Origin of the sequence: Helicobacter zhangjianzhongii (assembly GCF_030249855.1) — a bacterium.
Classification (GTDB): Bacteria; Campylobacterota; Campylobacteria; order Campylobacterales; family Helicobacteraceae; genus Helicobacter_B; species Helicobacter_B zhangjianzhongii.
Genome location: NZ_JANURN010000002.1, coordinates 166734 through 192848, shown reverse-complemented (window position 1 = coordinate 192848; position 26115 = coordinate 166734). Strand labels below are relative to the sequence as shown.

At 47.4% G+C, this 26115-nt stretch carries 26 protein-coding genes and 1 pseudogene; 15 read left to right on the top strand and 12 right to left on the bottom strand.

Translation table 11 applies throughout. The features are described from left to right. Positions 1-20 precede the first annotated feature (20 nt). The gene (locus NYG90_RS02720) at positions 21-1955 is read left to right on the top strand and encodes a motility associated factor glycosyltransferase family protein (protein WP_285256544.1); all 1935 of its coding nucleotides are present in this window, start codon (positions 21-23) and stop codon (positions 1953-1955) included. 50 nt (positions 1956-2005) lie between these two features. Here NYG90_RS02720 and NYG90_RS02715 read toward each other — a convergent pair whose 3' ends face one another. From NYG90_RS02715 to kdsB, 11 genes are all read right to left on the bottom strand, one after another. Next, the gene (locus NYG90_RS02715; RefSeq protein ID WP_285256545.1) at positions 2006-2158 is read right to left on the bottom strand and encodes a hypothetical protein; all 153 of its coding nucleotides are present in this window, start codon (positions 2156-2158) and stop codon (positions 2006-2008) included. Between the two features lie 91 nt (positions 2159-2249). Further along, positions 2250-2555 (bottom strand): YbaB/EbfC family nucleoid-associated protein, encoded by a 306-nt coding sequence (locus tag NYG90_RS02710; protein WP_115010739.1) that lies wholly within the window; start codon positions 2553-2555, stop codon positions 2250-2252. Continuing rightward, positions 2555-2920: an aspartate 1-decarboxylase gene (gene panD, locus NYG90_RS02705; RefSeq protein ID WP_285256546.1), complete on the bottom strand. Its 366-nt coding sequence runs from the start codon at positions 2918-2920 to the stop codon at positions 2555-2557. The genes NYG90_RS02710 and panD overlap by 1 nt, the downstream gene beginning before the upstream one ends. Positions 2921-2928: 8 nt before the next feature. Then, a complete protein-coding gene (locus tag NYG90_RS02700; RefSeq protein WP_285256547.1) occupies positions 2929-5481 on the bottom strand; it encodes a hypothetical protein in 2553 nt (850 codons plus the stop codon). Position 5482: 1 nt separating this feature from the next. After that, positions 5483-6022, bottom strand: coding sequence for a HyaD/HybD family hydrogenase maturation endopeptidase (locus NYG90_RS02695; RefSeq protein WP_285256548.1), 540 nt, complete (start codon positions 6020-6022; stop codon positions 5483-5485). A gap of 2 nt (positions 6023-6024) precedes the next feature. Then, complete coding sequence (cybH, locus tag NYG90_RS02690; RefSeq protein ID WP_115010745.1) at positions 6025-6726, bottom strand: Ni/Fe-hydrogenase, b-type cytochrome subunit; 702 nt, start codon at positions 6724-6726, stop codon at positions 6025-6027. A gap of 9 nt (positions 6727-6735) precedes the next feature. Beyond that, complete coding sequence (locus NYG90_RS02685) at positions 6736-8475, bottom strand: nickel-dependent hydrogenase large subunit (protein WP_285256549.1); 1740 nt, start codon at positions 8473-8475, stop codon at positions 6736-6738. A 19-nt stretch (positions 8476-8494) separates the two neighbouring features. Further along, a complete protein-coding gene (locus NYG90_RS02680; RefSeq protein ID WP_434062722.1) occupies positions 8495-9679 on the bottom strand; it encodes a hydrogenase small subunit in 1185 nt (394 codons plus the stop codon). 114 nt (positions 9680-9793) lie between these two features. Next, positions 9794-10546 (bottom strand): sugar-transfer associated ATP-grasp domain-containing protein, encoded by a 753-nt coding sequence (locus tag NYG90_RS02675; protein ID WP_491543640.1) that lies wholly within the window; start codon positions 10544-10546, stop codon positions 9794-9796. 154 nt (positions 10547-10700) lie between these two features. Next, entirely contained in the window at positions 10701-10988 is a 288-nt protein-coding gene (locus tag NYG90_RS02670; protein WP_285264658.1) for a hypothetical protein, read from the bottom strand. A gap of 64 nt (positions 10989-11052) precedes the next feature. After that, the gene (gene kdsB, locus NYG90_RS02665; protein ID WP_285256551.1) at positions 11053-11796 is read right to left on the bottom strand and encodes a 3-deoxy-manno-octulosonate cytidylyltransferase; all 744 of its coding nucleotides are present in this window, start codon (positions 11794-11796) and stop codon (positions 11053-11055) included. A gap of 173 nt (positions 11797-11969) precedes the next feature. On the opposite strand from kdsB, the gene ndk reads away from it, so the two are divergent. The 6 genes from ndk to NYG90_RS02635 are packed head-to-tail and all read left to right on the top strand — an operon-like array spanning position 11970 to position 15660. Next, entirely contained in the window at positions 11970-12386 is a 417-nt protein-coding gene (gene ndk / locus NYG90_RS02660) for a nucleoside-diphosphate kinase (protein ID WP_285256552.1), read from the top strand. A gap of 21 nt (positions 12387-12407) precedes the next feature. Continuing rightward, on the top strand, positions 12408-12788 hold the full coding sequence (locus NYG90_RS02655; protein ID WP_115012253.1) for a DUF177 domain-containing protein: 381 nt from the start codon (positions 12408-12410) through the stop codon (positions 12786-12788). Beyond that, the gene (gene rpmF / locus NYG90_RS02650; protein WP_115010754.1) at positions 12760-12909 is read left to right on the top strand and encodes a 50S ribosomal protein L32; all 150 of its coding nucleotides are present in this window, start codon (positions 12760-12762) and stop codon (positions 12907-12909) included. The genes NYG90_RS02655 and rpmF overlap by 29 nt, the downstream gene beginning before the upstream one ends. Positions 12910-12948: 39 nt before the next feature. Next, positions 12949-13956 carry a phosphate acyltransferase PlsX gene (plsX, locus tag NYG90_RS02645; RefSeq protein ID WP_285256553.1) on the top strand — a complete coding sequence of 336 codons (1008 nt, stop codon included), beginning with the start codon at positions 12949-12951 and terminating at the stop codon, positions 13954-13956. A gap of 2 nt (positions 13957-13958) precedes the next feature. After that, the gene (locus NYG90_RS02640; RefSeq protein WP_115010756.1) at positions 13959-14939 is read left to right on the top strand and encodes a beta-ketoacyl-ACP synthase III; all 981 of its coding nucleotides are present in this window, start codon (positions 13959-13961) and stop codon (positions 14937-14939) included. Continuing rightward, entirely contained in the window at positions 14914-15660 is a 747-nt protein-coding gene (locus NYG90_RS02635; protein ID WP_285256554.1) for a YggS family pyridoxal phosphate-dependent enzyme, read from the top strand. Before NYG90_RS02640 ends, NYG90_RS02635 begins: the two co-directional genes overlap by 26 nt. Before the next feature lie 66 nt (positions 15661-15726). Here the strand turns inward: NYG90_RS02635 and ligA are convergent, their stop codons facing one another. Next, the gene (gene ligA / locus NYG90_RS02630; RefSeq protein ID WP_285256555.1) at positions 15727-17703 is read right to left on the bottom strand and encodes an NAD-dependent DNA ligase LigA; all 1977 of its coding nucleotides are present in this window, start codon (positions 17701-17703) and stop codon (positions 15727-15729) included. Positions 17704-17815: 112 nt separating this feature from the next. Here ligA and NYG90_RS02625 point away from each other — a divergent pair, with 112 nt between their 5' ends. From NYG90_RS02625 to NYG90_RS02590, 8 genes and pseudogenes are all read left to right on the top strand, one after another. Next, positions 17816-18784, top strand: a complete 969-nt coding sequence (locus tag NYG90_RS02625) for a chemotaxis protein (protein ID WP_285256556.1) — start codon at positions 17816-17818, stop codon at positions 18782-18784. Positions 18785-18797: 13 nt separating this feature from the next. Continuing rightward, positions 18798-20543 (top strand): aspartate--tRNA ligase, encoded by a 1746-nt coding sequence (gene aspS / locus NYG90_RS02620; protein ID WP_285256700.1) that lies wholly within the window; start codon positions 18798-18800, stop codon positions 20541-20543. A 9-nt stretch (positions 20544-20552) separates the two neighbouring features. Then, positions 20553-21131, top strand: coding sequence for an adenylate kinase (locus tag NYG90_RS02615; protein ID WP_285264657.1), 579 nt, complete (start codon positions 20553-20555; stop codon positions 21129-21131). Positions 21132-21134: 3 nt separating this feature from the next. Then, positions 21135-21656, top strand: coding sequence for an inorganic diphosphatase (gene ppa / locus NYG90_RS02610; protein WP_285256558.1), 522 nt, complete (start codon positions 21135-21137; stop codon positions 21654-21656). A 21-nt stretch (positions 21657-21677) separates the two neighbouring features. After that, a complete protein-coding gene (recR, locus tag NYG90_RS02605; RefSeq protein ID WP_115010762.1) occupies positions 21678-22262 on the top strand; it encodes a recombination mediator RecR in 585 nt (194 codons plus the stop codon). Between the two features lie 20 nt (positions 22263-22282). After that, positions 22283-22423, top strand: a complete 141-nt coding sequence (locus NYG90_RS02600) for a hypothetical protein (RefSeq protein ID WP_181814120.1) — start codon at positions 22283-22285, stop codon at positions 22421-22423. A 16-nt stretch (positions 22424-22439) separates the two neighbouring features. After that, complete coding sequence (locus NYG90_RS02595; RefSeq protein WP_285256559.1) at positions 22440-24479, top strand: tetratricopeptide repeat protein; 2040 nt, start codon at positions 22440-22442, stop codon at positions 24477-24479. Positions 24480-24505: 26 nt separating this feature from the next. Further along, positions 24506-26112: pseudogene (locus tag NYG90_RS02590) on the top strand (type I restriction-modification system subunit M). The last annotated feature ends 3 nt before the right edge of the window (positions 26113-26115 follow it).

Below are 26115 nucleotides of genomic sequence, written 5' to 3'. Positions count from 1 at the left end.
CTAGCTACCAAGGAGCCTTAATGAGCCATTTTGATACCAACCTAGCCGCCCTAGCCAAAGTCGATGCGCTACTATATCTCGCTTTGAAATCTTTCAAGCCCAATCAACACTATGAAGTCTTTATGGATAATGATCCGGCAAACTACAACATCATCGATACCAAAAACACCAAAGCCCTCTACCTCACAAAGCCTATTGATGAGATTATGGAGAGAAATGCCCAGCTCCATAGCTACTCTTACTACCCCTTTTTATACCTCTATGGGCTAGGCAATGGCGTGCTAATCCGCTTGCTCTTTAATGAGCAGCGGCAGCGCATAGTAGTCTTTGAGCCAGAGCTTGAGATCATTTTCATCGTGCTAAATTTGCTTGATTTTTCTAGTGAAATCGCCACGCAAAAGCTGCAAATCATCTACACTAAGCAAATCAGCTATATGGGCGTGGATTCTCTCTTTGATAGCAATAAATACTCCCGCGTATTTGTAAAAACTTATGACCTACTAGTAACCTGCCCATATTATGAGAGCTATCACGATGATATTTTGCGTATCAATGGCTATTTTATCAAAGCCATTGAGCAAGCAGTCGTGAGTGTGGGCAATGACGCTAGGGATTCTGTGGTGGGGATTTATCATCACATAGCCAATCTCCCAGACGCCCTGCGCACCCCAAGCCTAAAGGATCTCGTGCTAGCTTTAAGGGGCAGAGATAGCGCGATCATCATCTCCACAGGTCCTAGCCTGCATAAGCAGCTGCCCTTGCTGAAAAAAGTCGCGCCCTATGCGACATTATTATGCGTGGATGCGAGCTTCCCCATTCTCACAAAGCACGGCATAAAGCCAGATATTGTCCTAAGTCTAGAGCGCGTGCAAGAAAGTGCCAAATTCTACACCGACACGCCTAAGCAAGCACAAAAAGGCGTGGTGTTTGCCCTAACTTCTATCGTGCATAAGCACACCAAACTAGCCCTAAAGGGGGCAAAAGTGTGCTTTAGCTTCCGTCCATTTGGCTATACAAGTCTCTTTGGCTTTGATGAGTATGGGTATTTGGGCATAGGAATGAGTGCGGCAAATATGGCGTATGAGCTAGCGATGCTCGCAGAATTTAAGCAGTGCATATTTATCGGGCAGGATTTGGCGTTTGGCGATGATGGCAGCTCGCATTCTAAAGATGCGATCTATGGCACACAAGAGTCCCAATACAAAAAAGAGGGCATATATGTCCCGCGCTATGGTGGAGAAGGGCAGATAGAGACAAGCAAGATTTGGAAGCTATTTTTACACTTTTTTGAAAAGGACATTGCTAGGACACCACCTAGTATGCAAGTCATCAATGCCACGCAAGGAGGCGCGCGCATAGCTGGCACAAAGGAGCTGCCCTTTACACAAGTGGTAGAATCTATCGTGCAAAAAGCGCAGAAAAAGCCCCCCCTACTGCTAGCCCCACCTAGCCCCAAGCACAGCGCAAAGCTCATCAAGCAAGCCTACAAAAAAGCCCAAGACATCATCAAATACGGCAGCACGCAAAAGCGCAAGATCGAGCGCGTATTTTTGCAGCTAGCTAGAGAGCTAGAGCATATAGAAAAGCTCAATGCCCAAAACAAGCTTGAAAAGATCAATTTCGCCAAGCTTAATGCCCTAAGCGATAAAATCGATGATATTAAAGGGCTTTTTGGCGAGCGGAAATTTACGAGCTACTTTATGGACGCCATACAATCCTACATCTTCCACCAAGAGCTAGACATCGCCAAAGTGCTAGTGCTCTACACTGCCAATGAAGATGAGCTTAAAGCAAAGCAGCTGCAATGGCTCTACTACCATAAATACTGGCTTTTCTCGCTTGCTGGGGGGATAGACTGCGTGATCCACACAACACAAAAAGCCCTTGATGAGTGGAGCAAGCAGGATCTAGCCCTAGCAAGCAGCAAACCCACCAAACGCACAACTCTAAGCTAGAATCCACTTTTGCAGGCAAGGCGTGGATCCAAATCCCCGCAACCCCAATCCTAGAATCCACTTTCTACATCTCTTGTTTTCTTATCTTGTATCCGTGAGCGGATTATCCGCGTATCCACACACCGCGCAAAAGTGGATTCTAGGGGGTTACCTGTTATTTTATGGATTGTCTCGCCTTGCTGTCGCAAGGCTCGCAATGACAAAGTAGGCGACTTTCTCCGTCATCGCGAGCGAGTGAAGCGAGCGTGGCGATCCATAAGAAACACCGCCAAAGTCGCAAAAGTGGATTCTAGGCTAAGATTTTTGAAACGGATTAAGTCCGCCGAGCAGATTAAGGGCTTGGGATTTTTTGCTGTTTTCGACATTTTTGTAGGCATCATTTAGGGCTGAGATTAAGAGAATCTGCAAGGAGTCTTTATCCTCTAGCAAAGAGTCATCGATACTAATATCCACCACCTCCCCTGCGCCATTTATGCTGACACTCACAAGCCCGCCGCCACTCTTAGCCGTGTGGATAGAGTCTTGCGCACTAGATTCTAGCTCTTGCATTTGCTTTTGCATTGTGCTTAGTAGAGATTGTAATTGATTCATATCAAACATTATTGCTCCTTTGGTTGTTGTAGTAAGCGATTATTCTCATCGACAAAGGCGACTCTAGGCGTATGCACTTTTGCCTCCTCTAGCGTCATACTCGCATACGCGATGATGATCACCACATCACCCACGCAAGCAAGCCTAGCTGCCGCGCCATTTAGACACACCACCCCGCTGCCACTCTCCCCTAGCAAGACATAGGTGCTAAGTCTTGTGCCATTATTGACATTGACTACATCAACTTTCATACCTTCAAGCAAGCCCACCGCCTCGCACAACGCCCTATCAATCGTAATGGAGCCTATATAGTTGATATTTGCATCACTCACGCGAGCGCGGTGGATTTTGGCATAGAGCATTTCAAAGTGCATAGACTCTCCTATAATGTATCAATGTAGCCATCTTGTGGCAAGATTAGCGTAATATCGCGCGGTAGATAGAGCAAAATCTTATCGAAAAATATTTTATGACTAAGCATATCCCCACAGATGAAAACCTGCTTGATCGCGTAGTTTTGGCTCATATCTCGCACGAAATTCCCCATAAACTCCGCTAGAGAATCCAGCACGCCAAAGGCTATCATCTCGCGCTCCACGCCTGCAAGCGCGAAGCTCATACAGCTACGCAAGATCCTAGGGTAGTCCAGCTCTATGCCTCCTTGGGGGGCTTTTTTAAGCTTGTAGTCAATGCGCGGACCCTTATCGCGCAAGCATAGCTTGGCATAATTTAGCAAGCTTTCTTTCGCGCAATCATCGCTTGCACCACTCTCACAAAACCCAAGCACTCGCGCAATAATGGCAAATATATCAGTAAGGTTTGTTGAGATTCTAGGGCTAGCCTCTAGCTCTAGCGCACCGAGTGCCCCAAAATGCGCCTGATAGTTTGCTAGTAGCCTATCTGCGCCTTTATACTCGCGCGCTAGAGTCTCTAGCATAGAAGCTTCACTGCTAGCAAAGCGCACGGGCAGGGCTTGCTTGTAGCTTATGCCATCATAGATCCACACCGCGCTAGAATGTGCCATAGAGAGATAGCATACAAGCATAAGGTGGGCGTTTTGCTCGCGCTGTGTTTTGGGCTTTGGCTTTGCCGCGCTTTTGCGGGATTCTGCGGCGGGGGCTTGCTCATTACCGCTTAGGTAAATCCCTTCGCCCCCGCCTTGAAAACCCACAAAATCATCGGCAAATCCTGTCGCCTGCGACTTGTTTAAACTTTGGGCTTGCTTGCTAGAATCCACTTTTTGCGTTTGTGCGTTTTCATCAAAACAAGCAAAGCGATGTTTCTTTAGAAAACAAGGGACACCGCTCGGCGTTAGCCGATGTTTCTTTAGAAAAATCCTGCCGCCTGCGGCGTTTTCATTCTGCGATGTTTTTACACTTTCAGCATTTTTCCTAGAATCCACTTTTTCACTAGCAGCGTTGTTTTCTGTCATTGCGAGACACTGCGTAGCAGTGGCGTGGCAATCCATAGCTTCATTGCTAGAATCCTTTTTTTGGGTTTTTTGTATTTGTTCAGCATTGTTTTCAAAAGTGGATTCTAGGTTTTGTGTTTTTGTTTGTATGGATTGCCGCGCCGACAAGTCGGCTCGCAATGACGATGAAAAAGCTTCATTGCTAGAATCCACTTTTTTACTTTGCGGCTGATTTTGATTTTTGGCGGATTTTTCAAAACCGGCTTGTTTTTCTTCTTCAAGGATTCTAGGAGTTGCGGTGGGGCTGTGGGAGCTTTGCAAACTTTGGGGAAGGTTAGCGACCTTGGTGGTCGTGCCTTTCACAAAGTTTGCAACACTGCCGCATTGCTCACCCAAGACCGAATCCCCATCGCAAAAAGTGGATTCTAGGGGGCGCGGATAATGCTTAGCAACAATGCTAAAAAGATTATGCCTACTCTTGCGCGTGTTGAGATAGATCCCATCGCGTCCGCAGACAATGCTCTCTAGCTTTGGCACACAAAAGCGCGAGCTATACGATAAATCCGCAGGCTTGCGAGCTTTACGGATAAAGACATATTCCACACCTTTAGTGCGAGCAAGAGAGCCTAGCAGCATAAGCATAGGGTCAAAGGCGAGCAAGCACTCTATCTCCACGCGCTCGCTAGAGCCTAGCAGCTCTTCGCGGAAAATATCCTTGGGGCAGAGCTTCATACTAGGCTTCTCCACGCTAGCAAGGCAGGAGAGCTGGGTAGAATCGATACGCATAAAGCTTTGCAACGCCCCCATTTCCCAAAACATTAGCGCGGATTGCTTGGATTTGGCGCGTGATAGCTCATAGCTCCCGCGTGTAGTGGCGATGATAACCGAGCGCGTGAGAAGTGCGTGGGAGAGAGAGTCTAGGAGCGTGTAAAGTGCGTTTGGGGGGATTGTGATCGCGCGAGAGCTTTTGGGGTCTTTAGGATTTGGCGTGTGGATATGGGAGAAAAACTGCTTGCATAAACGCGAAAAGCTAGAATCCTGCTTTTCAAAGCTTTGTATCAGTGCTAGGATGTCGCTTACCATAGGCAGAGGTTTAGCGCAAGCGCGTGCGGCGCGGCAAAAGCGCGGCGATCGGTGGCTAGCCTCATACTCTGGCTCAATGCGATCAAAGATGAAATACATACTTAAAGGCAGGGTGCGTGATAGCTCATCGGCAAAGCCTAGCACACGCGCGGAAAAATCATCTGTGTTTGGTGTTTTGGGTGTTGGTTTGGTTTTGGCGTTAGGCGATGTTTCTTTAGAAATCCTGCCGCCTGCGGTGTTTTTGTCAAACACACTTTTGATCCCTGCATTATTGCTAGAATCCACTTCTGCAAGGATAAAGGCGTATTGATAGGGCGGATTTGTGTCGATAAATTCTTTGGCATAGACTAGATTATGTGCTTTGGCTATGTGTGTTAAGATCGCTTCAAATGGCGCGATATAGGAGCTAGGCTTGCTTGTGTGGAAGATAAAGGCTAGCACGCTAGTAGCCCTTGTAGGAATGATTGGCGATAGCTTGGATAGGAGTAGAATCCACTTTTTTACTCTCAAAGCCTAGCGTGCGTAAATATCGCAGCACCTCTTGCTCTAAGTCATCAAATCGCGCTAGAAGCTGGGCTGATAGCTCAAAAGTCGTATCAGAGCCTATGATATAAGGCACAACACCGATGATATGCAAGGGCGGTAGATCGCCTAGAAGCTCGATCATCTTTAGTGTTTGGAGCATTTCTACCTCGTGCGCACTCCCCGCCCAAGTGATAGTATCAGGGATCGCAGAAAATGGGAAGCTATACACATCGCCGATCGCCGCACCTGCGACATTTATCGTATCAAGCACCAGCACAGAATCATACTCGACAATCATAGGGATAAGAGCTTGGGCGAGCGTGCCGCCATCGACAAACTCTATACTATGCTCTAGTGAGTCAAAGGCGTAATTGACCTTGAGATAATTGCACAAATGCACGCCAATACCCTCATCACCAAAGAGGATATTGCCTATCCCTAGCACCAAAACACGCAAATTTACACTTTCAGCTCGTTTTGATAGCGCACACCGCTGATAATCGCATCTGCCCCACCATTTGGATATTTCACAGAATTCCACACGACAAGATAAATATGCACAGGGATAAAGATCACAAACGCCCAAGTCAATATATGGTGGATCACGCGGACATTAGATAGCCCACCACATAGCACTTCTACCCATTTAAAGCACGCGCCCAGCACGCCACCTAGCCCACTATGATAGACATTGCCATAGAGTGCCACGCCTGTCAAGCACACAAGCAGCGTCAGCACACCAAGTGTGAAGTAAGTGATAAATTGCAGTGGATTATACGCGCCTTCTATATGTGGATGCTTGCCGATAAAGAGATAAGTCTTAATCGAAGCAATCCACACTTTCACATCGATAAACTGCTTAAATGACCGCCGCTCCTCTTTGCTCCCCTCTTTGTCAAAAAAGAAAAGATACACACGGAAGATAGACACTGCGATCAAGATAAACCCTAAAATCAAGTGGATACTGCGGATATATGCTTGGGTAAAAAGCGTAGGCTCAGGGCTTGGAGTCGCGCTCAAAAATGGCATAGCGATATAAAATCCCGTGCCAATAAGCCCAAAAATCGCAAACGCACGCAACCAGTGGAAAATCCTAGTCAGCCCAGAAAACTCCGTATGGGCTTGGAAATCCCTCTTGCCAGAATCTACTGCTTCTCTCATAGTCTCTCCTTATATGCGAGCAAATGAGGGCTTGACTTGATACTCACTAAGCTCCACGCCCTTTGTATCCATAATATGCACCGCACACGCAATACAAGGGTCAAATGAATGGATATGGCGGATAATCTCTAAAGGCTGTGTAATATCCGCTACCTTTGTGCCTATAAGGCTCATTTCATAGGGACCTTTCTTGCCTTGAGAGTCTCTTGGACCGGCATTCCAAGTAGAAGGCACGACCGCTTGATAATTCTCCACCTTGCCGCCTTTGATTCGCACCCAGTGGCTTAGCATACCTCTAGGCACATTGCCGATATATCGCCCCTTGTATTCCTTACTCTCATCAATGCTATAAGGCGCACAAGTGCGTGTATCGACTTTGAGATTCTCCACAAGTGTGTCAAATGCCTTTAGTCCATAATCACACAACACACGCGCTTCAATACATCTCGCCGCTGTTCTACCAAGTGTGGTAAAGAGAGCATCTACCGGCAAGCCTGTTTGCTTTAAAAACTCTTGCGCTACGGGCGTGATGTAGGGATTTTTGGCTGCAAGCCCTACTACGACGGTTGCCAAAGGTCCTACCTCCATAGGCTCGCCATCATAGCGCGGAGATTTGATCCACGAGTATTTGCCATCGTGTTTGAGATTTTTAGTGGGGATTTCCTTGCCATCTGGTCCTATGCTTACTCCATCATCAAAGCCTGTGTAGTCTGGCGTTGTTTGCCCATCATAGGGATGGAGAGCGACTTTATCGGTGTTTTCATACTTATACCAAGAGTTTGTAACTTCTTCGGCGATGAGATTTTCATCTAAATCATAGAGCTTGCTTAAATCGCCATTTTTCACAATCCCTGTGCTATATAAATACTCATTTTCGCCAATTTGCATTTCAGCGTGTGATAGGAAGTTTTTCACTCCGCAGCCTGCTTGTGCCACTGAAGGCTCGCTAGCATACACTTGAGCTGCCATTACAAGATCTGCCCAATATGCGCGATACACGAAGTCTGCTACCATTTCAAATTTACTCTTCCACTCGCCAAGCCTTGTAGGATCTAAAATATCCATAACAGAAGTTACCCCACCTACGGTTAGACTTTGTGGGTGGGGCTGCTTAGCACCAAAGATTGCCATCATTTTTGCCACTTCGCGCTGCACTTCAAGGAGCTTTAGATAGTGCGATAGGACAATGAGATTTTGCTCTGGAGAGAAGCGATAAGTCCTATGCCCCCAATAAGCGTTTTGGAATGGTCCTAGTGCGCCTTGCTGGACAAAGTCTCCTACGCGCTTTTGCACGGCTAGGAGCTCATTTTCTCCAGCGCATAAAGGAATTTTGGCGTATTTGTAGGCTTCTTTTGCAGCTTTTGCTGGGTCGGCTTTTAATGCGCTTGTAATATCACACCAATCAAGTCCGTGTAGCGTATAGAAATGCACAATGTGGTCGTGCAAAAAGAGTGAGATATTCATAAGCGATCGCACCATTTGCGCATTGAGCGGAGGCTTGATACCTAGGGCATCTTCAACAGCAACAATACCGGCTTTATAGTGACTATATGTGCATACACCACAGATCCTTTGCGCGATAAACCCCGCATCTCTAGGATCGCGCCCTACGATGATTTTCTCTAATCCTCTCCACAAAGTCGATGAAGAAAACGCATCGACAATGGTGTTGCTCTCATCAACGATCACTTCTATACGCAAGTGTCCTTCAATCCTTGTGATTGGATCTACAATAATTCGCTTTGTCATTTTCTCTCCTTAATGCGTGCTATTTGGCTTTAGTCATACTTGATACGACTGCGTGCGCGGCGATGCCCACAGCTGTTACAGCAAGCACTGCGGTGCCGATTGTATCTGCCGCTTTATCTGCGCCATAGCCGCTATATGCGGTGTGGAATGGCGTATTCCCCAAGGGTCGCTCAAACGGACTCATCGTATCCCAGAAGTTTGGCTCACTACAGCCAATGCAGCCGTGCCCTGCTTGTATGGGCCAGCTTGTGTGGGAGTTGAAGCGCAGTTTAGAGCAGTTGTTGAAAGTATAGGGACCTTTGCAGCCTACTTTGTATAGGCAGTAGCCTTTTTCAGCGTTGCTATCGCCAAAGGCTTCTACAAACTCACCCGCATCAAAATGCCCTCTACGCTCGCAGAGATCGTGGATCCTATGCCCATACGCCCAAGTAGGTCGCCCAAAGGCATCAATAGGCGGAGTCTTGCCAAACATCACAAAATACAGCACATTGCCTACGATATTTTTCTCACTTGGTGGGCAGCCCGGGACTTTTATCACAGGCTTTGAGATGATTTTATCAAGTGGTTGGGCGTTGGTGGGATTGGGCGCGGCAGCTTGCACACCACCATAGCTAGAGCAAGTCCCAATAGCAAATATCGCCATAGCTCCCTCTGTGGCGTGGCGGCACTCTTGCGCACCTGTGGTGGCATTTGCCCCGATTGTTAGGAAGTATTCGCTACTGCCCTTTGGTATCCCACCTTCTACCATTAAGATATAGTTGCCGTGGTGTTTTTTGATAGCGGATTCTAGGTTTTGTGTCGCTTGGTAGCCTGAGGCTGCCATAATGGTCTCGTGGTATTCAAGGTTTATCATATCAAATATCACAGAATCCACGCTTGGATCCTCTGTGCGTAGCAAGCTCTCGCTGCAGCCGGTGCATTCTGCCATATGCAGCCAGATCACAGGTGTGCGATTAGCGATCTCTGCGGCACGCGCGGTAAGCGGTGCGAAGCTTGCTGGAAGTGAGAGAGCTGCTGTCATCGCCCCCGCCCATTTCATAAAATCACGCCGTGAGATACCCTTACTCTCTAGCTCTGTGATAAGCTCTTTATCGCCATTGTGCGCGGGGAGCTTCTCTATCCTATCAAGCCTAGTGGAGACCTCTGCTATAAGTTCTTGTGTGCTTTTTTGTGTCATATCAAAGCTAGAATCCACTTTTTTCATTTTCTCTCCTTTGCTACTTTGCAGCTAATCTAGCTGCGGATTTTAGGCACAAAGTGCTAAAATCTCACTTAATCCACCCTAAATGCTTAAGCATAGTGTGTAGTCTTGAAGCGACTAGATTCTAGCTCTTAAGACTTCTTCAAACACACTCTCACTTAAATCACCAAAGAGTGGGGCGTTGCAAAACTGCAAGCTCTCACAAGTCGGGCAGTCAAGATTTAGCTCTATCATCACAGGCTTACCATTTTCATCGATAGTAAAATCCCAGCCGATAAGCCCAAAATGCGGCAGCACTAGGTGCATAGACTTAGCCATAGTTACAGCCTTATCAAAATACGGAATCTGCTCGCCGCAAACTCTCGCGCCACTTGGTAGGCTTGAAGCCTGCTTGCCCCAGCCCTGCACAATGAAATCTCTCGCCACGCCATTTTCATCAATGCCGATTTTATAAAACTCCCCATCATTAGACGCCACGCCTCCAGCCCCGATATATAGCACCGCGCTAAGTAGCACGCATTTGTTTTGATATAAAAAAGTAACGATTCTAAAGGTATTCACAGAGCTTGGCTGCAAATCGCGCAAAAAATGGTGCTGTGTAATGACTTCTTGTATCGCAATATCGCCTGTATAGCCTGCTAGCACTTGTGCTATGTCTTGCCCCCTAGAATCCACTATTGCAATCCCACTGCCTAGCCCTGTGGCGTGCATTTCTGTGGGCTTAATCAGCACGCGGTCATAGTCTTGTAGCAATGCCAAAGTGGATTCTAGGCTTTGGGGTGTGTGGCTTGCGTTTGCACTTGGGCGATAGTAGCTGCCTTTTATACGCTTGGCTATCGTGCGAGGGGTAGGGAAGCGGGAGAAAATCACATCATAGTAGTTTTTATCGCTAAAGGCGGCTTGGTAGGATTTAGGATTGAAGTAGGGGAGAATATCGCAGTAGTAGAAGTGATTGTCTAGGTAGGCGACATCTAGGGGGTGGTGGGGATTTATGCTATGGTAGATTGTATGCCAGCTTAGTAGCTCATCTAGTCGCTCTTGTAATGCACTCTTGCCCGCGCCGCCACGAGAGAGAGAGAGAGAGAGAGAGAGAGAGAGAGAGTAAAGGCGTCCAAAACTCTAGCACCTTTTTAGCGTGATCTTGTGGCAAATCGCGTAAAGCTCCTGCTTGGCTTAGGTAGTCTAGGTAGGATTTGGTCTTGCTTGCAAAATAGCATCTTTGGGCTTTGTAGATTCTAGTGGCTTTGAAGTTCGCCAAATAGGATTTGATGTAGGATTTGGCGGAGTTTTTTAGTAGAGATTGTAGGCTCATTTGTGTCCTTTGTGTTGGGCTTGAAAATGTGGATTCTAGCAGAATCTTGCTTTATCTGGTTTCTTTAGGACTCTTTATGGCTAAATCGCGCCAAAGCCCTTGCTAGATCCTCTGGGCTGTCAATCCCTATGCTCTGTGTCTCTACAAACACCATAGCAATGCGCCATCCATTGTAAAGCGCGCGTAGCTGCTCTAGCTTCTCTGTATGCTCTAGGGGGGATTGCTCCCTAGATTGTGGTAGGGAGCAAAACTCTTTAAGACTCTCCACACTATACCCATACACGCCCAAATGCCCTAAATAGCTAGAATCCATTTTGCTATCATCTGTGCTACCATCGCGATCATAAGGGATAAGAGAGCGCGAGAAATACAGCGCATTCCCACTAGAATCCACCGCGACTTTCACCACATTTGGGTCAAGGGCTTGGGCTTTGGTGATATGTGTAGCACAGCTTGCCATAAACGCACCTTGCGCCATCTTGCCCTGCAATGCCTGCAAAATCTCTGGCTCCAAAAACGGCTCATCAGCTTGGAGATTGATGATGATCTCACTGCTAGGAAGCCCTAGCTTTTTTGCCGCTTCATAGCATCTATCAGTGCCACTTTGATGATCTTTGCTTGTAAGAGTGGCGCGGATATTGTGGCTCTGGCATAGCTCTAGCACGCTTATATCATCGCAAGCCACGCAGACCTCATCGACTTTGGCGGCGTTTTTGGCACTTTTTATCACCATAGGTAGCCCAAAAATATCGGCTAGGATTTTGTTTGGAAAGCGAGTGGAAGCAAGCCGCGCTGGGATTATGATCATAGGGTCTCCTTAGTAAAGACTTTAAATGGGGCAAGGACTTTAGCTCATCAAAGCCACGCATTATATCGCAAAGCCTAGCGCGATTATTATTATAAGTAATTATTATTTAAGCATTATGGGCTTATAATCGCAAATTCTATTTACTACATTTGACTTATTGTTAAGGAGATTTTATGGCAGAGCAGACTCTCTCTATCATCAAGCCTGATGCCGTGCAAAAAGGCGTGATCGGCAAAATCATCGATCGCTTTGAGAGCAATGGCTTAAGAATTGCTGCGATGAAGAAGCTTCAACTATCTAAATGCGATGCGCAAGCATTCTACGCTATCCACAAAGACCGACCATTTTTCAACGATCTTATAGAGTTTATGATCAGCGGTCCAGTGGTAGTGATGGTGCTAGAAGGGGATAATGCCGTGAGCAAAAACCGCGATCTAATGGGCGCGACAAACCCCAAAGAAGCCAAGCCCGGCACGATCCGTGCGGATTTTGCGCAAAGTATTGATGCTAATGCCGTGCATGGCAGCGATAGCCTAGAGAATGCGCGTAATGAAATCGCGTTTTTCTTCGCTGCTAGAGAGATTTGCTAGATCTAGCAGCGTGTGCTTGCTATGCGCATACAGGCTAAAAAGATCTCCGCCACGCCAAAGCCATTTGAGCTATGTGCGCAAGGGCTTTGCTTCAAGGGCGAAATCTTTGCCAAAGAAAAGGGGCTGTTTTGTATCGATGCGAGCCTAAAGGGTCAAATAGAGCTGATATGCGATAGAAGTGGGGAAGAATTTTTACAAGAGATTGATGAAAAGTTGGTTTTGTATATCGCAGATGGATTCTGGGATATACAAAGCCAACGCTTTGATGCACTTGATGTGATTGAGTGTTTTGATGGCTTTGTCGATTTGGATTCTATCTTACAAAGCGAGATAGAATCCATCAAGCTTGACTATCATAATAAAGGAGACCACTATGGCAGTGCCAAAGAGACGAGTAAGTAAAACAAGAGCAGCAAAACGCAGGACTCACTACAAAATCGCCCTAGCAAAACCGATCAAAGACAAAGACGGCAGCTGGAAGCTCCCACACCATATCAATAAATTTAGTGGCTCATATAAATAACTCACTAAATCGCGTTTAGCCAACCGCTAAGGAGTAGAGATGTGGAAAATAGCTGTTGATGTGATGGGGGCTGACCACGGAGTCGCGCCCATTGTGCAAGGTGCTATTGCAGCGAGCAAAGCGCGTGAGTGCAAGGTGCTGCTTGTAGGCGATGAGCGCGAGATAGTCCCTGTGCTTTCCCAAAGTAGCGTGGCGTATGGGGCAAATGAGCGCGTAGAAGTGGTGCATTGTAGCGACTATATCCGTATGGAAGAGAGTGCCACCGATGCCCTAAAGCGCAAGGATTCATCGATTTATATCGCCACAGAGCTTGTGCGAGAGGGTAAAGCTAATGCGCTTGTATCACCCGGGCATAGCGGCTCGACTATGAGTCTAGCGACCTTGCGGCTTGGGCGCATTGATGGCGTGTCGCGCCCTGCTATTTGCACACTTATGCCCACTATCACAGATAAGCCTAGTATGATCCTAGATGCCGGGGCAAACACCGACTGCAAGCCTGAATACCTAGTGGAGTTTGCGATAATGGGCTATGAATACGCGCGAGGCGTGATGGGCTATGATGAAAACGCTATCCGCGTGGGGCTTTTAGCAAATGGCGAGGAAGAATCTAAAGGCAATGAACTCACAAAAGCCGCCTTTGCTATGCTGAAGCCCTATGCGTTTTTCAAGGGCAATGTAGAGGGCAATGACATATTTAATGGCAGTGTTGATGTCATCGTATGCGATGGCTTTAGCGGGAATCTCGTGCTAAAGGCAAGTGAAGGTGTCTCAAGCTCTATAAGCACTATCCTAAAACAAGAGATTAAGTCATCTCCTTTGCGCCTGCTAGGTGGGCTGCTACTTAAAGGCGCATTTGCCAATCTTAAGAAAAAGGTCGATTACGCCGAGTATGGCGGTGCGCCACTGCTTGGGGTCAAAAAAGTCGCCATAATCAGCCACGGAAAATCTAACGCCCGCGCCATAGAAAATGCCGTATATCAAGCATTGCGAGCGTGTGAAACCAAAGTGTGTGAGCGCATAGCCCAGGCATTTGCCAGCAAGGAGTAGAGATGTATTATGCTGCTATGCGCTCTATCGCATCATTTGTGCCAAGTCGCTGTGTCCCAAATGCAGAGTTTGAAAGCACGCTTGATACAAGCGATGAGTGGATCACCAAACGCACAGGGATCAGATCTCGCTACTTTGCAAGCGATGATGAAGGTAGCAGTGATCTAGGGATCAAAGCAGCCTCCCTAGCCATAGAGCGAGCCAATCTCACAGCCAAAGATATAGATCTCGTTATCTGCGCGACCCTTAGCCCAGATTTTATGGCTATGCCTAGCAATGCGTGCTTGATCAGTGCTGGGCTTGGCATAGTTGATGTCCCAGCCTTTGATATAACTGCTGCTTGCACGGGGTTTATCTACCTACTCTCCGTGGCAAAGAGCTTTGTAGAGTCAGGCACATATCGCAATGTGCTTATTGTGGGAGCAGAAAAAGTCAGCAATGTCCTAGACTTTAGCGATAGGGGGACTTGCGTGCTTTTTGGCGATGGGGCAGGGGCTGCTGTCATCTCACGCACACAAGACAAAGCAGAATCTATCCTTGATGTCCATATCGGCGCAAATGGCACATATAGCGACTTGCTAATGACACCGCAAAAATCTAGCGATGGTGCAGGCGGCAAGCTGCAAATGAAAGGCAGCGAGGTCTTCAAGCACGCAGTGCGCACACTTACTGCCGATGTGATCCATATCCTAGAGCGCAATCATCTCTCCCCTGAAGCTATCAATCTCTTTATCCCTCATCAAGCAAATTTACGCATTATCTCCGCAGTAGGCGAGCAGCTAGGCTTGCGCGATGATCAAGTCATCATAACCGTGCAGAAATATGGCAATACCTCAGCAGCAAGTATCCCTATGGCAATCGATGAAGCCTACAAGGCTAAGAGACTTAAAAAAGGCGATCTTATGCTGCTTGATGCCTTTGGCGGGGGATTTACTTGGGGGTCGGCGTTGGTGTATTTTGGCGGCACACCGCTATATGCATAATCTAGCACACAATCTCGCCCACATCACCCAGCAAATCCAAACCGCCGCCGCACAATACCAAAAGCAGCACAATCTCGGCAAACACACAATCAAACTCATCGCTGTAAGCAAATACCAAAATCTAGATTCTATGCGCGCACTCTACCTTGCTGGGCAATATGCCTTTGGCGAAAACAGGGTGCAAGATTTGCGCGATAAGCAGCGTGGATTTTGCAGTGCATTAAGCGATCTAGCCCCCACTGCGCCAGCTAGCGCGCCCATTGAGTGGCATTTCATCGGCACACTCCAGCGCAATAAAATCAACTCCCTCCTAGCCCTAAGCCCCACTCTAATCCACTCTATCCACTCCCTAGAGCTAGCCCTAAGCCTTGATGAAAAATGCCGCGCAAAGGATAGAATCCAGCCTATCTTGCTACAAGTCAATGCCGCAAATGAGCCTAGCAAGCACGGCTTCTCCCTAGAATCCACTTGTGATGCTTTCGCCCATATCCGTGCGCATTGCCCGCATTTGCGCTTACAAGGGCTTATGTGTATAGGTGCGCACACGCACGATACACAAGCCATAGAAGAGAGCTTTGCTAGGACAAAAGCCCTGTATGATACGCTGCAAGCGCACTTTGCAGGTGTAGAGACTTTGTCTATGGGTATGAGCGGGGACTTTGCCTATGCGATTAAACAAGGGGCAAATATGGTGCGTATCGGCTCAGCATTGTTTGTTTGATGCTTGAAAGTGATCTAGCGACACTTTGTCTCTCTCCATAGTCATAGCAAGCACGATAAGCTAGATCTAGGACTTAGCTGCTAGTAATTGCTCTAATCCTGCTTCATCGATAATGCGCACGCCAAGCTCCCTAGCCTTTTGCTCCTTGCTCCCAGAATCCACCCCACACAGCACAAAATCTGTCTTTTTACTCACACTAGAGCTTACGCGCGCGCCTAGGTCTTCTAGTCTTTGCTTCATCACATCGCGCGGGACACTCAGTGTGCCGGTGATGACAAAGCTTAGATTAGCTATGGGGCTAGAATCCACTTTTTCAAAAGTGGATTCTAGGGGTGTAGGCTCAATGAGTGCTAAAAGCCTGTTGATAAACTCGGCATTGATACGCACAAACTCCACAAAGCTTCGCGCCATCTCCTGCCCAAAGCCACTAATGGCGATAATCTCTTCATAGCTTTTTGCAAAGCAGTCAAGCCCAAAGCTTCTCTCTAGCTCCTTGCTCGCCCACTCGCCAATATGTGTAATGCCTAGCGCGTTGATAAACCGCCATAGCGCGATATGCTTAGTTGTGGCAATGGCATTTAGGAGATTGCTTGCCTTTTTATCTTTAAAGCCCTCTAGAGATAGCAGGCTTTGCTTATCAAGGACATAAAGATCAAGGATAGAGGTAATGAGCCCAGCTTCATAGAGCTGATAGACTAGCTTCTCGCCTAGCCCATCGATGTTTAATGCCTTTTTGCTCGCAAAATACACGATAGACTCGACTATGCGAGCTTTGCACGAGAGGTTGCAGCAGCGCAAGGCTACTTCTTCTTGCACCAAGTGTGAGTGGCATTCTGGGCAGGTTGTAGGAGGGAGGATAGGGGTTTGAGAGCCATCGCGCCTAGCGACTAAGGGCTTAATGATTTTAGGGATCACATCGCCACTGCGGATAATGATGACAAAGTCATTAAGATAAATGCCCTTTTTCTCAATATCGCTGTAATTATACAAACTAGCGCGCGTGATCATAGCACCTTCAATCTCGATAGGCTCTAGCTCTGCTACGGGTGTGATCACGCCTGTGCGCCCCACTTGATTGGTGATAGAAAGGATTTGCGTGATCTTCTCAACCGCTGGGAATTTATACGCACAAGCAAAGCGAGGAGACTTGATCGTCCAGCCTAGCTCATCTTGTAGGGCAAAGCTATCTATCATCACCACCATACCATCTAGCATCATCGCAAAGCCATCGCGCTGTTGTTGTAGATACTCATAGTAGGCGTGGATTTCTTGGGCGTTGCTAGCTTGGCGGATATGGCGCATTATGGGGTAGAATCCACTTTTTTCCACAAAGCGCATTGTCTCATAAAAGCTAGCAGAGATCGCTTGCTCGCTAAAGCCAATGCCCCACGGAATAAACAGCAGCTTCCTTTGGGCAGTGATCGCGCTATCTAGCTGGCGCAGTGAGCCTGCTGCGGCATTGCGCGGATTGGCAAAAAGTGGCAAGCCCTGCTCTGCTCTAGCGGCATTAAGCGCGGCAAAATCCGCTCGTTTTATCACGACTTCACCGCGGATTTCAATCGTGTCTTTATGGGGGATTGTGAGTGGGATAGAGTGGATTGTCTTGGCATTTTGCAGCACCTCTTCGCCAATGAGTCCATCGCCCCTTGTGGCAGCACTCACTAGCACGCCGTTTTCATAGCAGAGATTAAGCGATGCGCCATCAAACTTCGGCGAGCATACAAAGCTAGCGTGTGGGTATTGTCTATGCAGTCGCTCCACCCACTCCTCTAGCTCCTGCACGCTAAAGACATCATCAAGACTCCACATTCTCTGCTTATGTGTGTGCTTCTCAAAGCCCTCTAGCACACCGCCACCTACGCGCTGCGTGGGGGACTCTGGCAGAGTGTCTTGGGGGTGCTTGCTCTCATAGGCTTTGACTTGATGATAGAGTATGTCGTATTCCTCATCGCTAGCGATTGGATCATCAAGCACATAGTAAGCATACGCGTAAGTTTGTAGTGTCTTTAGCGCACTTAGGTATTGCTCCTTGCTTCGTAGCATTTTTGTCCTTTTTATAAGTGTTTTTTAACATAAGCTATGTAAAATTATACATTTTTTAAGTTTAAGCCATTCCACCTATCCAGACACACTCTCTAGCACAAGGAGCATAGGCGTGATAAAAGATATTGATCAAACCACGAGTCTTCATCTCAATAATGAAGCGCAGTTTCTATGCTTCACGCTTGATGATCCAGAATCCATAGAGCTACACGGCGAGCATATCGGTATGCAGCTATATGCGATCAATGTATTTAAAGTGCGCGAGATTATCTACTATGATGGAGATTTGACAGAGACTGCTGGGGAGAATGACGGACTTGTGCTGGGCTTTTTGACCGTGCGTGGAGAGTCTATGCCCCTTGTGGATATGCGCCGCTGGCTGTATTTCAACTCACAAAACCCCCAAAAAGACCTGCGCCCATTCTCAATCAGCTCGCAAAAAAGCCTTGTAGTCATTTGTAATTTTTCTAACCAAAATGTAGGGCTTAAGATTCTAGGCGTGAAGCGCATCATCAACAAAAATTGGAATGACATTACCGTGGGGAGTGAATTTGGCTTTGATGGGGATAGCAAGGTAACTGCCACGACCAAATACGATGATGGCTCTGTGATCCAAATCCTTGATGTAGAAAAAATGGTAGCCGATGCCTTCCCTGATCAAGAGTTTGGGCGCAAGCTCAAAATCGATGTGCTAGGCACGATCAATAGTGATAAACTCGTGCTTATGGCAGAGGATTCTAAGTCGGCTTCTAAGGCATTAGAGTCAGTTTTAGAAAAGCTGAATGTCCGCTATATATCGTTTAGCAATGGGCGTGCATTGCTGGATTATCTCTACTCCGATGGCGTGCTAGAGCAAGTGGGGGCTGTGATCACAGATCTTGAAATGCCTGTCATCTCCGGCTTTGAAGTGCTTAAGCAAATCAAAGGGCGCGTAGAATCCAGAAATCTCCCTGTGATTGTTAATTCCTCTATGAGCAATGATTCTAATCTTGAAATGGCTTCAAGTCTCCACGCCGATGGATTTATCTCAAAATCAGATCCTTTGCAAGTGCAAGATTTATTGCGAAAATTTTTAGGCTAAAGGAGCAGTGGCGATGTTACGGACGCATTTATGCGCAGAAATTAGTGAGGAGTTTATCGGGCAGCGCGTGGAAGTATGTGGCTGGTGCAATACCTACCGCGATCACGGGGGCGTGATATTTATCGACTTGCGCGATCATAGCGGGATCGTGCAGCTTGTATGCGATCCAGAATCTAGCGCATACAAGCAGGCAAATCTCGTGCGCGATGAGTTTGTGCTGCTTGCTACCGGGCTTGTGCGAGCGCGTGGAGCAGGACTTGAGAATCCAAAGCTAAAAACCGGCAAAGTAGAAATCGTGCTAGAGAGTCTCACCATAGAAAACAAAGCCAAAACCCTGCCAATCCCCATAAACGATGAAAACACAAGCGAGGAACTGCGCCTAAAATACCGCTATCTAACCCTACGCTCCAAAAAGGCTTATGACATCTTTAAAATGCGTAGTGATATTAGTATAGCAGCGAGAAATAGCCTGCAGAAAATGGGCTTTTTAGAAGTGGAGACGCCTATTTTGACCAAGCAGACACCTGAAGGGGCTAGAGACTATCTCGTGCCTAGTCGTGTGTATGATGGGAGCTTTTTTGCCCTGCCTCAAAGCCCGCAGCTTTTCAAGCAGCTCTTAATGGTAGGGGGGTTTGATCGGTATTTTCAAATTGCACGCTGCTTCCGCGATGAAGATTTACGCGCTGATAGACAGCCGGAATTTACGCAAATTGATGTAGAGATGAGCTTTTGCACACAAGAAGATGTGATGGGCGTTTGCGAGCAGCTTTTGTGCGATATTTTTGCCGCAGTGGGTGTGCAGCTCACTACGCCATTTACGCGCCTGCCCTATGCGCAAGCTATGGAGAAATATGGCAGCGATAAGCCAGATTTACGCTATGGGCTAGAGCTTGTTGAAGTAGGCGATGCGTTTGTGGATTCTAGTAATGAGATTTTTGCCGCAATCGCCAAAGACACGCATAAGCAGCGCATAAAGGCTCTGTGCATAAAAGATGGGGATAGTCTCTTTAGCCGCAAGAGTTTAAGCGAAGCTGAAGAATTTGTGCGTGGATTTGGCGCGAAAGGGCTAGCCTATATCCAGCTAAAAGATGAGCCAAAAGGACCGCTTGTCAAGTTTCTCTCACCAAATGGGTTAAAGACAATCTTAGAGCGCACAGGAGCAAAACAAGGAGATATAATCTTTTTTGGCGCGGGAGAAAAGCGCGTGATATGGGATTATATGGGACGCTTACGACAGAAAATCGCCAAAGATTTGGGGCTAATTGATACAAACAAAATGGCGTTTTTATGGGTGGTGGATTTCCCTATGTTTGAGCACAGCGATGATGGCTCTATCGCGGCATTGCACCATCCTTTCACAATGCCTAAAGATTTGGACAAAAGCGACATAGAGCAGATAGAATCTATCGCGTATGATGTGGTGCTAAATGGCATAGAGCTAGGCGGTGGAAGTATGAGAATCCACAAGGATTCTACCCAACAGCAAGTCTTTAAGCTACTTGGGATAAACGAGCAAGAGGCAAGAGAGAAGTTTGGATTCTTGCTTGATGCCCTAAGCTATGGCGCACCGCCACACGGAGGCTTTGCCATAGGGCTTGATCGGCTGGCTATGCTTATCAGCGGGGCAGGAAGTATCCGCGATGTGATCGCTTTCCCCAAGACACAAAGGTCCGCTTGCCCACTCACGGAAGCACCAAGCAAAGTGGGCGAAGAGCTTTTGCGCGAGCTGCATATCCGCTTACGCAATCCATCATCATAAGGAGCAACTATGAAGCAGTTATTTCTCATCATTGGAGCCCCCGGCTCTGGCAAGACCACCGATGCGCAAGCCATAGCTAAGCGCAATGCCGACACGATCGTGCATTACTCCACGGGCGATTTGCTACGCGAAGAAGTCGCAAGCGGATCAGATCAAGGCAAGATCATCGGCGATATTATCGCTAAAGGCAATCTCGTGCCACTAGACATAGTCGTCCAAACTATCGTCAATGCCCTAGCAAACGCACCCAAAGACATCGTGCTAATTGATGGCTACCCCAGAAGTGTCGAGCAAATGCAAGCCCTGCATAACAAGCTTGCCGAGCAAAGCAATGTCAAGCTTGCTAAAGTCATAGAAGTAGCAGTAAGCGAGCAAGTCGCTAAAGATCGCGTGCTAGGGCGTGCGAGAGGGGCTGATGATAATGAAGAGGTCTTTAATAATCGTATGCGTGTATTTTTAGAGCCTTTGGCAGAGATCCGCGCATTTTATGGAGCAAAGGATCTGCTACACACGATCAATGGCGAGCGCACGATTGAAGAGATTGTAGAAGAAATGAATGCCTATATCATATCTCACATTAAAGGATAGAAAATGAATGTAGAAAAAATCCCCCTAGGAGAAATCCCAGATAATATCAACGCCATTATCGAAATCCCCTATGGCTCAAGCGTGAAGTATGAAGTCGATAAGGATTCTGGCGCGGTGGTGGTCGATAGAGTGATGTATAGCGCGATGTTTTATCCTGCAAACTATGGCTTTATCCCTCACACACTCGCTGATGATGGCGATCCTATGGATATTTTGGTGCTCAATGAATACCCCCTGCAAGCTGGAAGCGTGATCAAAGTGCGCTTGATTGGCGTGCTGATTATGGAAGATGAGAGCGGAATGGACGAGAAGCTGCTCGCCCTGCCTGTTAGCAAAATCGATCCGCGCTATGACAAGATTAGCTCCCTAGATGACTTGCCCCAAATCACGCGCGATAGGATCAAAAACTTCTTTGAAACCTACAAAATGCTAGAGCCAAACAAATGGGTCAAAGTCAAAGAGTATAAAGACAAAGCCGCAGCCGTTGCGATCTTGCAGCAGTCTATAAAAAACTTCGCCAAATAGCGCAGCAGGCTTGCTTGCTTTATGAATCTATACAGAAAGTCTCTCGCGCGTTTTAGCGCGCTTGTAGAATCTCTAGAGCAGATCCCAACCATTGGGCGCAAAAGTGCGCAGAAAATCGCCTATCTCCTAGCTATTGAAAACAAATACCTAGCCCTAAAGCTCGCTCATTGTATAGAAACTTCGATCCAGCACATCAGGACTTGCGTGGTGTGTGGCTCTGTAAGTGAGAATGAAATCTGTGAAATCTGCCTTGATGAAAGCAGAGATGATACAAAGCTTTGTGTCGTGCTTCACCCTAAAGATATTTTCACCATTGAAGAAATGGGCGATTTTAACGGCAAATATTGGGTGCTATCTCCTGAGCTAGAGCAAATCGACTTCGCCCAAGTGCGCACACGCATAGCTAGCAAGCATATACAAGAAGTTATTTTTGCCTTTTCACCAAGTCTGGCAAATGAGGCGGTAATGCTCTTTATCGAAGATAAGCTGCAAGATTTATCCCTGTCATTTAGCAAGATCGCCCAAGGCGTGCCTACCGGGATCGGGCTTGAGAATATCGACCAGCTCTCGCTCTCGCGTGCTTTGAGTGCGCGCGTGAAGCTCTAACACTACACAAAGGCTTAGCTATGGGATTTGAACTATTTGGTATGCGCGTGTTTGACTTAAGTGCGCCCTTTGGGTATTTTGAGGCATTTAGCACGATCGCTGTGGTGAGCGCGGGTGCTTTTGTCATTTTCTTGCTACTGCAAAAGCTAGGTAAGAGCTAGGCATAAGGAGCAGCAAATGAAATGGTGGATATGTCTTGGACTCTGCGTGTGTAGTATGTGGGCAAAGCCTAAGCCCCAATGGGTAGAATCCAAAATCTGCGAGCAGGAGCATTGCGCCATAGGGCAGGCAAGCAAGCAAGAGGGCGAGACAAGTGCGATCGCGCGTGCATTGAAAGAATTGCGCCTATCGCTGAATACAAGCGTGCAAGCAGAGTATGAGCAAAGCACCGATGAGAGCGGGCAGAGCGTGGCAAATGAGCGCGTTAGAATCTATGCAGGTGCGCATAATATCGGCTATAAAATCCTAGATCGCTATGAAGATAGCAAGTATCTTTATATCAAGCTTCAATATGACCCGAGCAAAAAGCTTGTCAAAGAAGCCCCCGCCCCAGAGTTTAGAGAGCTAGACAATCTTGAAAAGCTCTGCCAAGACTCTAAGCTTGATGGGTATTATTGCGTGCATTTGGGCAATGCCTATCACAAAGGCGAGCTTGAGCTAGCCAAAAACGACAAGCTAGCCCTTAAATACTACAAAAAAGCCTGCCTTATGGGGACTTTGGAGGGCTGCGTGCTAGCAGGAGAGATCGCCCTTAAAGAGTCCAAAAAGAGCGCGCAGTGGTATTTCTCCCACGCGTGTGAAAATGGCTATGGGCTTGCGTGTGCCAAAAGTGCTGGGCTAGAAGAGCTAGTGCGCAAGAGGCTTGATCTCTACGCGCTAGGCTGCAAGCTAAACGACTCCACTTCGTGCGCGTATCTAGGCGAGATCTACGCCCTAGGACTAGCCAATCTACAAGCCAATCACGCCAAAGCCAAAGACTTCTACAAGCAATCTGCTAGGCTTGATCCCTACGGCGATGGCGCGGTGCTTTTACTAGGAGAGTCCAACTTTGACCCAGCAAGTATGCAAAGGCTCTGCGATCACAACAACGCCCGCGCGTGTGCCTTACTAGGGCAGCAAAAACAGGATTCTAGCCTTTTGCAAAAGGCGTTTTCACTAGGCTCGGCGCAAGCAGCCTACTTCCTAGCCCTGCAAGCTAGGGACAAAGCTAGGGACAATTTTCTTACACATTCTTGTGAGATCGGCGTGCGCAATGACTTCACCAAAGCGTGTGAAGCCCTTGGCGATACACTACTAGCAAGCGACAAAGCCCGCGCGCAAGACTACTACGCCACAAGCTGCAATCACCTCTTCTATGAGGCAAGTGCCTGCCAAAAGCTCTATGACTTATCCCCCGATAAATGCGAGAATGAGAGCGTGTGCGTAAGCCTTGCTAGCGAGCAAGATCCCGCCCTAGCCCTATCTAGCGCAGTTGATAGCATTATCGATGATGATAGCCCGCTAGATCCTACACTCACGCCAAAGCCAAGTCAAAAGAAAAGCCCAGAATCCACTTTTGAAAAAGTGGATTCTACTCCCAAATCCACCGCCAAAGCTCTGCCCCCAAGCAAGCCAAAGATCATCAAGCTCTTTGGTGAATTAGGGCTAGGAGGTGTGGGGGCTATGCGCTTCCCAGAGATTAAGGGTATGCACAAAATCCTTGATGATGAGGCGATGTCTTTTGCAGGATCTGCGCGGCTAGGCATAGAGCTTAGCACGGCAAAGCAGCCGCTATCTTTCTATGCTGCGCCATTTATCGAGCTAGCGTGGCAGGGGCTTTTTAGCGCAGAGGATTTTGCTAGAGAGAAAGAGCGCGATGATGATAAGAGCGATGAAGAGAGCGGTAGAGTCTCTGCCCTACTCTTTGGCTCTGGGATACAAGCAGGCGTGCAGTATAAAATCTATCGAGCCTATGGGATAGTCAATTATCTAGCCAATTTCTCCAAGCTCTCACGCGATATAAGTGTCCCTCTGCGCGATATGCTAGGCGTGGGATTTGGGGTAGGCATTGAGCTATCATCTATGCGCCTAGGCGTGCAGTATCTCTACCAGTCCTACACCTATCACACCGGGTATATTTATAGCGATAGGCATTCAAGTATTTTGGTGCTAGATTCTACTAGCAAGGCGCGATCAGGTGCGCACGGCGTGTTTTTGACCATAGGCTTTGGCTTTTAGCCCCATATCACTTCTAAGGAGACCCAATGCAACCCACACCAGATAAGACCCAAGCCCAAAGAGATGCCCTGCACTCTACCATTTGGAAAGTCGCTAATGACCTGCGCGGCAGTGTCGATGGCTGGGATTTCAAAATGTATGTGCTAGGTATGCTCTTTTACCGCTTTATCAGTGAAAATCTAGCCGCCCATATCAATATCAAGCAAGGCATAGACCCTGCCACTATGCAAACGGGGGGGGGGGGGACAACCCCAACGCCTACGAAAATCTAAGCGATAAAGATATAGATGCAAATGAAAAGAGCCGCGAAGCTATCATTAGAGAAAAGGGCTTTTTCATCTACCCTAGCCAGCTATTTTGCAATGTCCTAAAGTCCCACGCCCACGACACCACCAACCTAAACCAAACCCTAAGCAACACCTTTGAAAGCATAGAAGCCTCCACCATAGGCACAGCAAGTGAAGCCAAGTTTAAAGAGCTTTTTAGCGATATTGATGTCAATTCTAGTAAAAATCTAGGAGAAACTCTCCTAAAGCGCAATGAAAAGCTCTATAAGGTGATGCAAGCCATAGCCACGCTTGATTTGCATTATAGTGATAATGCTATCGATACCTTTGGCGATGCGTATGAATACCTTATGCGTATGTATGCGGGCAACGCAGGCAAAAGTGGGGGCGAGTTTTTCACTCCGCAGGAAGTGAGCCACCTACTAGCAAGGCTTGTAAGCTATGGCAAGCAAAGTGTCAATAAAGTCTATGACCCAGCTTGTGGGAGTGGCTCGCTGCTCTTGCAGTTTGCCAAAGTGCTAGGCAGCGCAAATGTCAAGCAAGGCTTTTTCGGGCAGGAGATAAACCCCACTATTTATAATCTCTGCCGTATCAATATGCTTTTACACAATGTGGGCTTTGAGAATTTTGACATAGCCCTAGGCGACACACTCCTAGAGCCAAAGCACGCAGATGATGAGCCCTTTGACGCTATCGTGTCAAATCCCCCATACTCTACCAAATGGATAGGCGATGATGACCCCAAGCTTATCAATGACCCGCGCTTCGCCCCTGCTGGTGTGCTAGCTCCTAAAGGCTATGCCGATCTGGCTTTCACTATGCATATGCTCTCTTGGCTCTCTCCTTCTGGCACTTGCGCCATAGTAGAGTTCCCGGGGGTGCTTTACCGCGGAGGCAAAGAAAAGCAAATCCGCAAATACCTAATTGATCAAAACTTCATCGACACCATTATCCAGCTCCCGGACAATCTCTTTTTCGGCACAAATATCGCCACCTCTATCATCGTGCTAAAGAAAAATAAGCCCAATATGCACACCCTTTTCATCGATGCAAGCGAGCAATTTACCAAAGTTACCAAGAAAAATATCCTAGAATCCACCCATATAAACACCATAGTAGAAGCCTATGCCAAGCGCGAAGATATAGAGCATTTCTCGCGTTTAGTAAGCGTGGAGGAAATACGAGCTAATGACTACAATCTAAGCACCTCCACCTACATCACGCCAAAGGACACAAGGGAAGTTATCAATATCACCGACCTAAACGCACAAATCGCCCAAATCGTAGAGAGACAAGCAGCCCTAAGGACGCAAATAGACTCTATCATCACAAGCTTAGAGGGCTAGCCT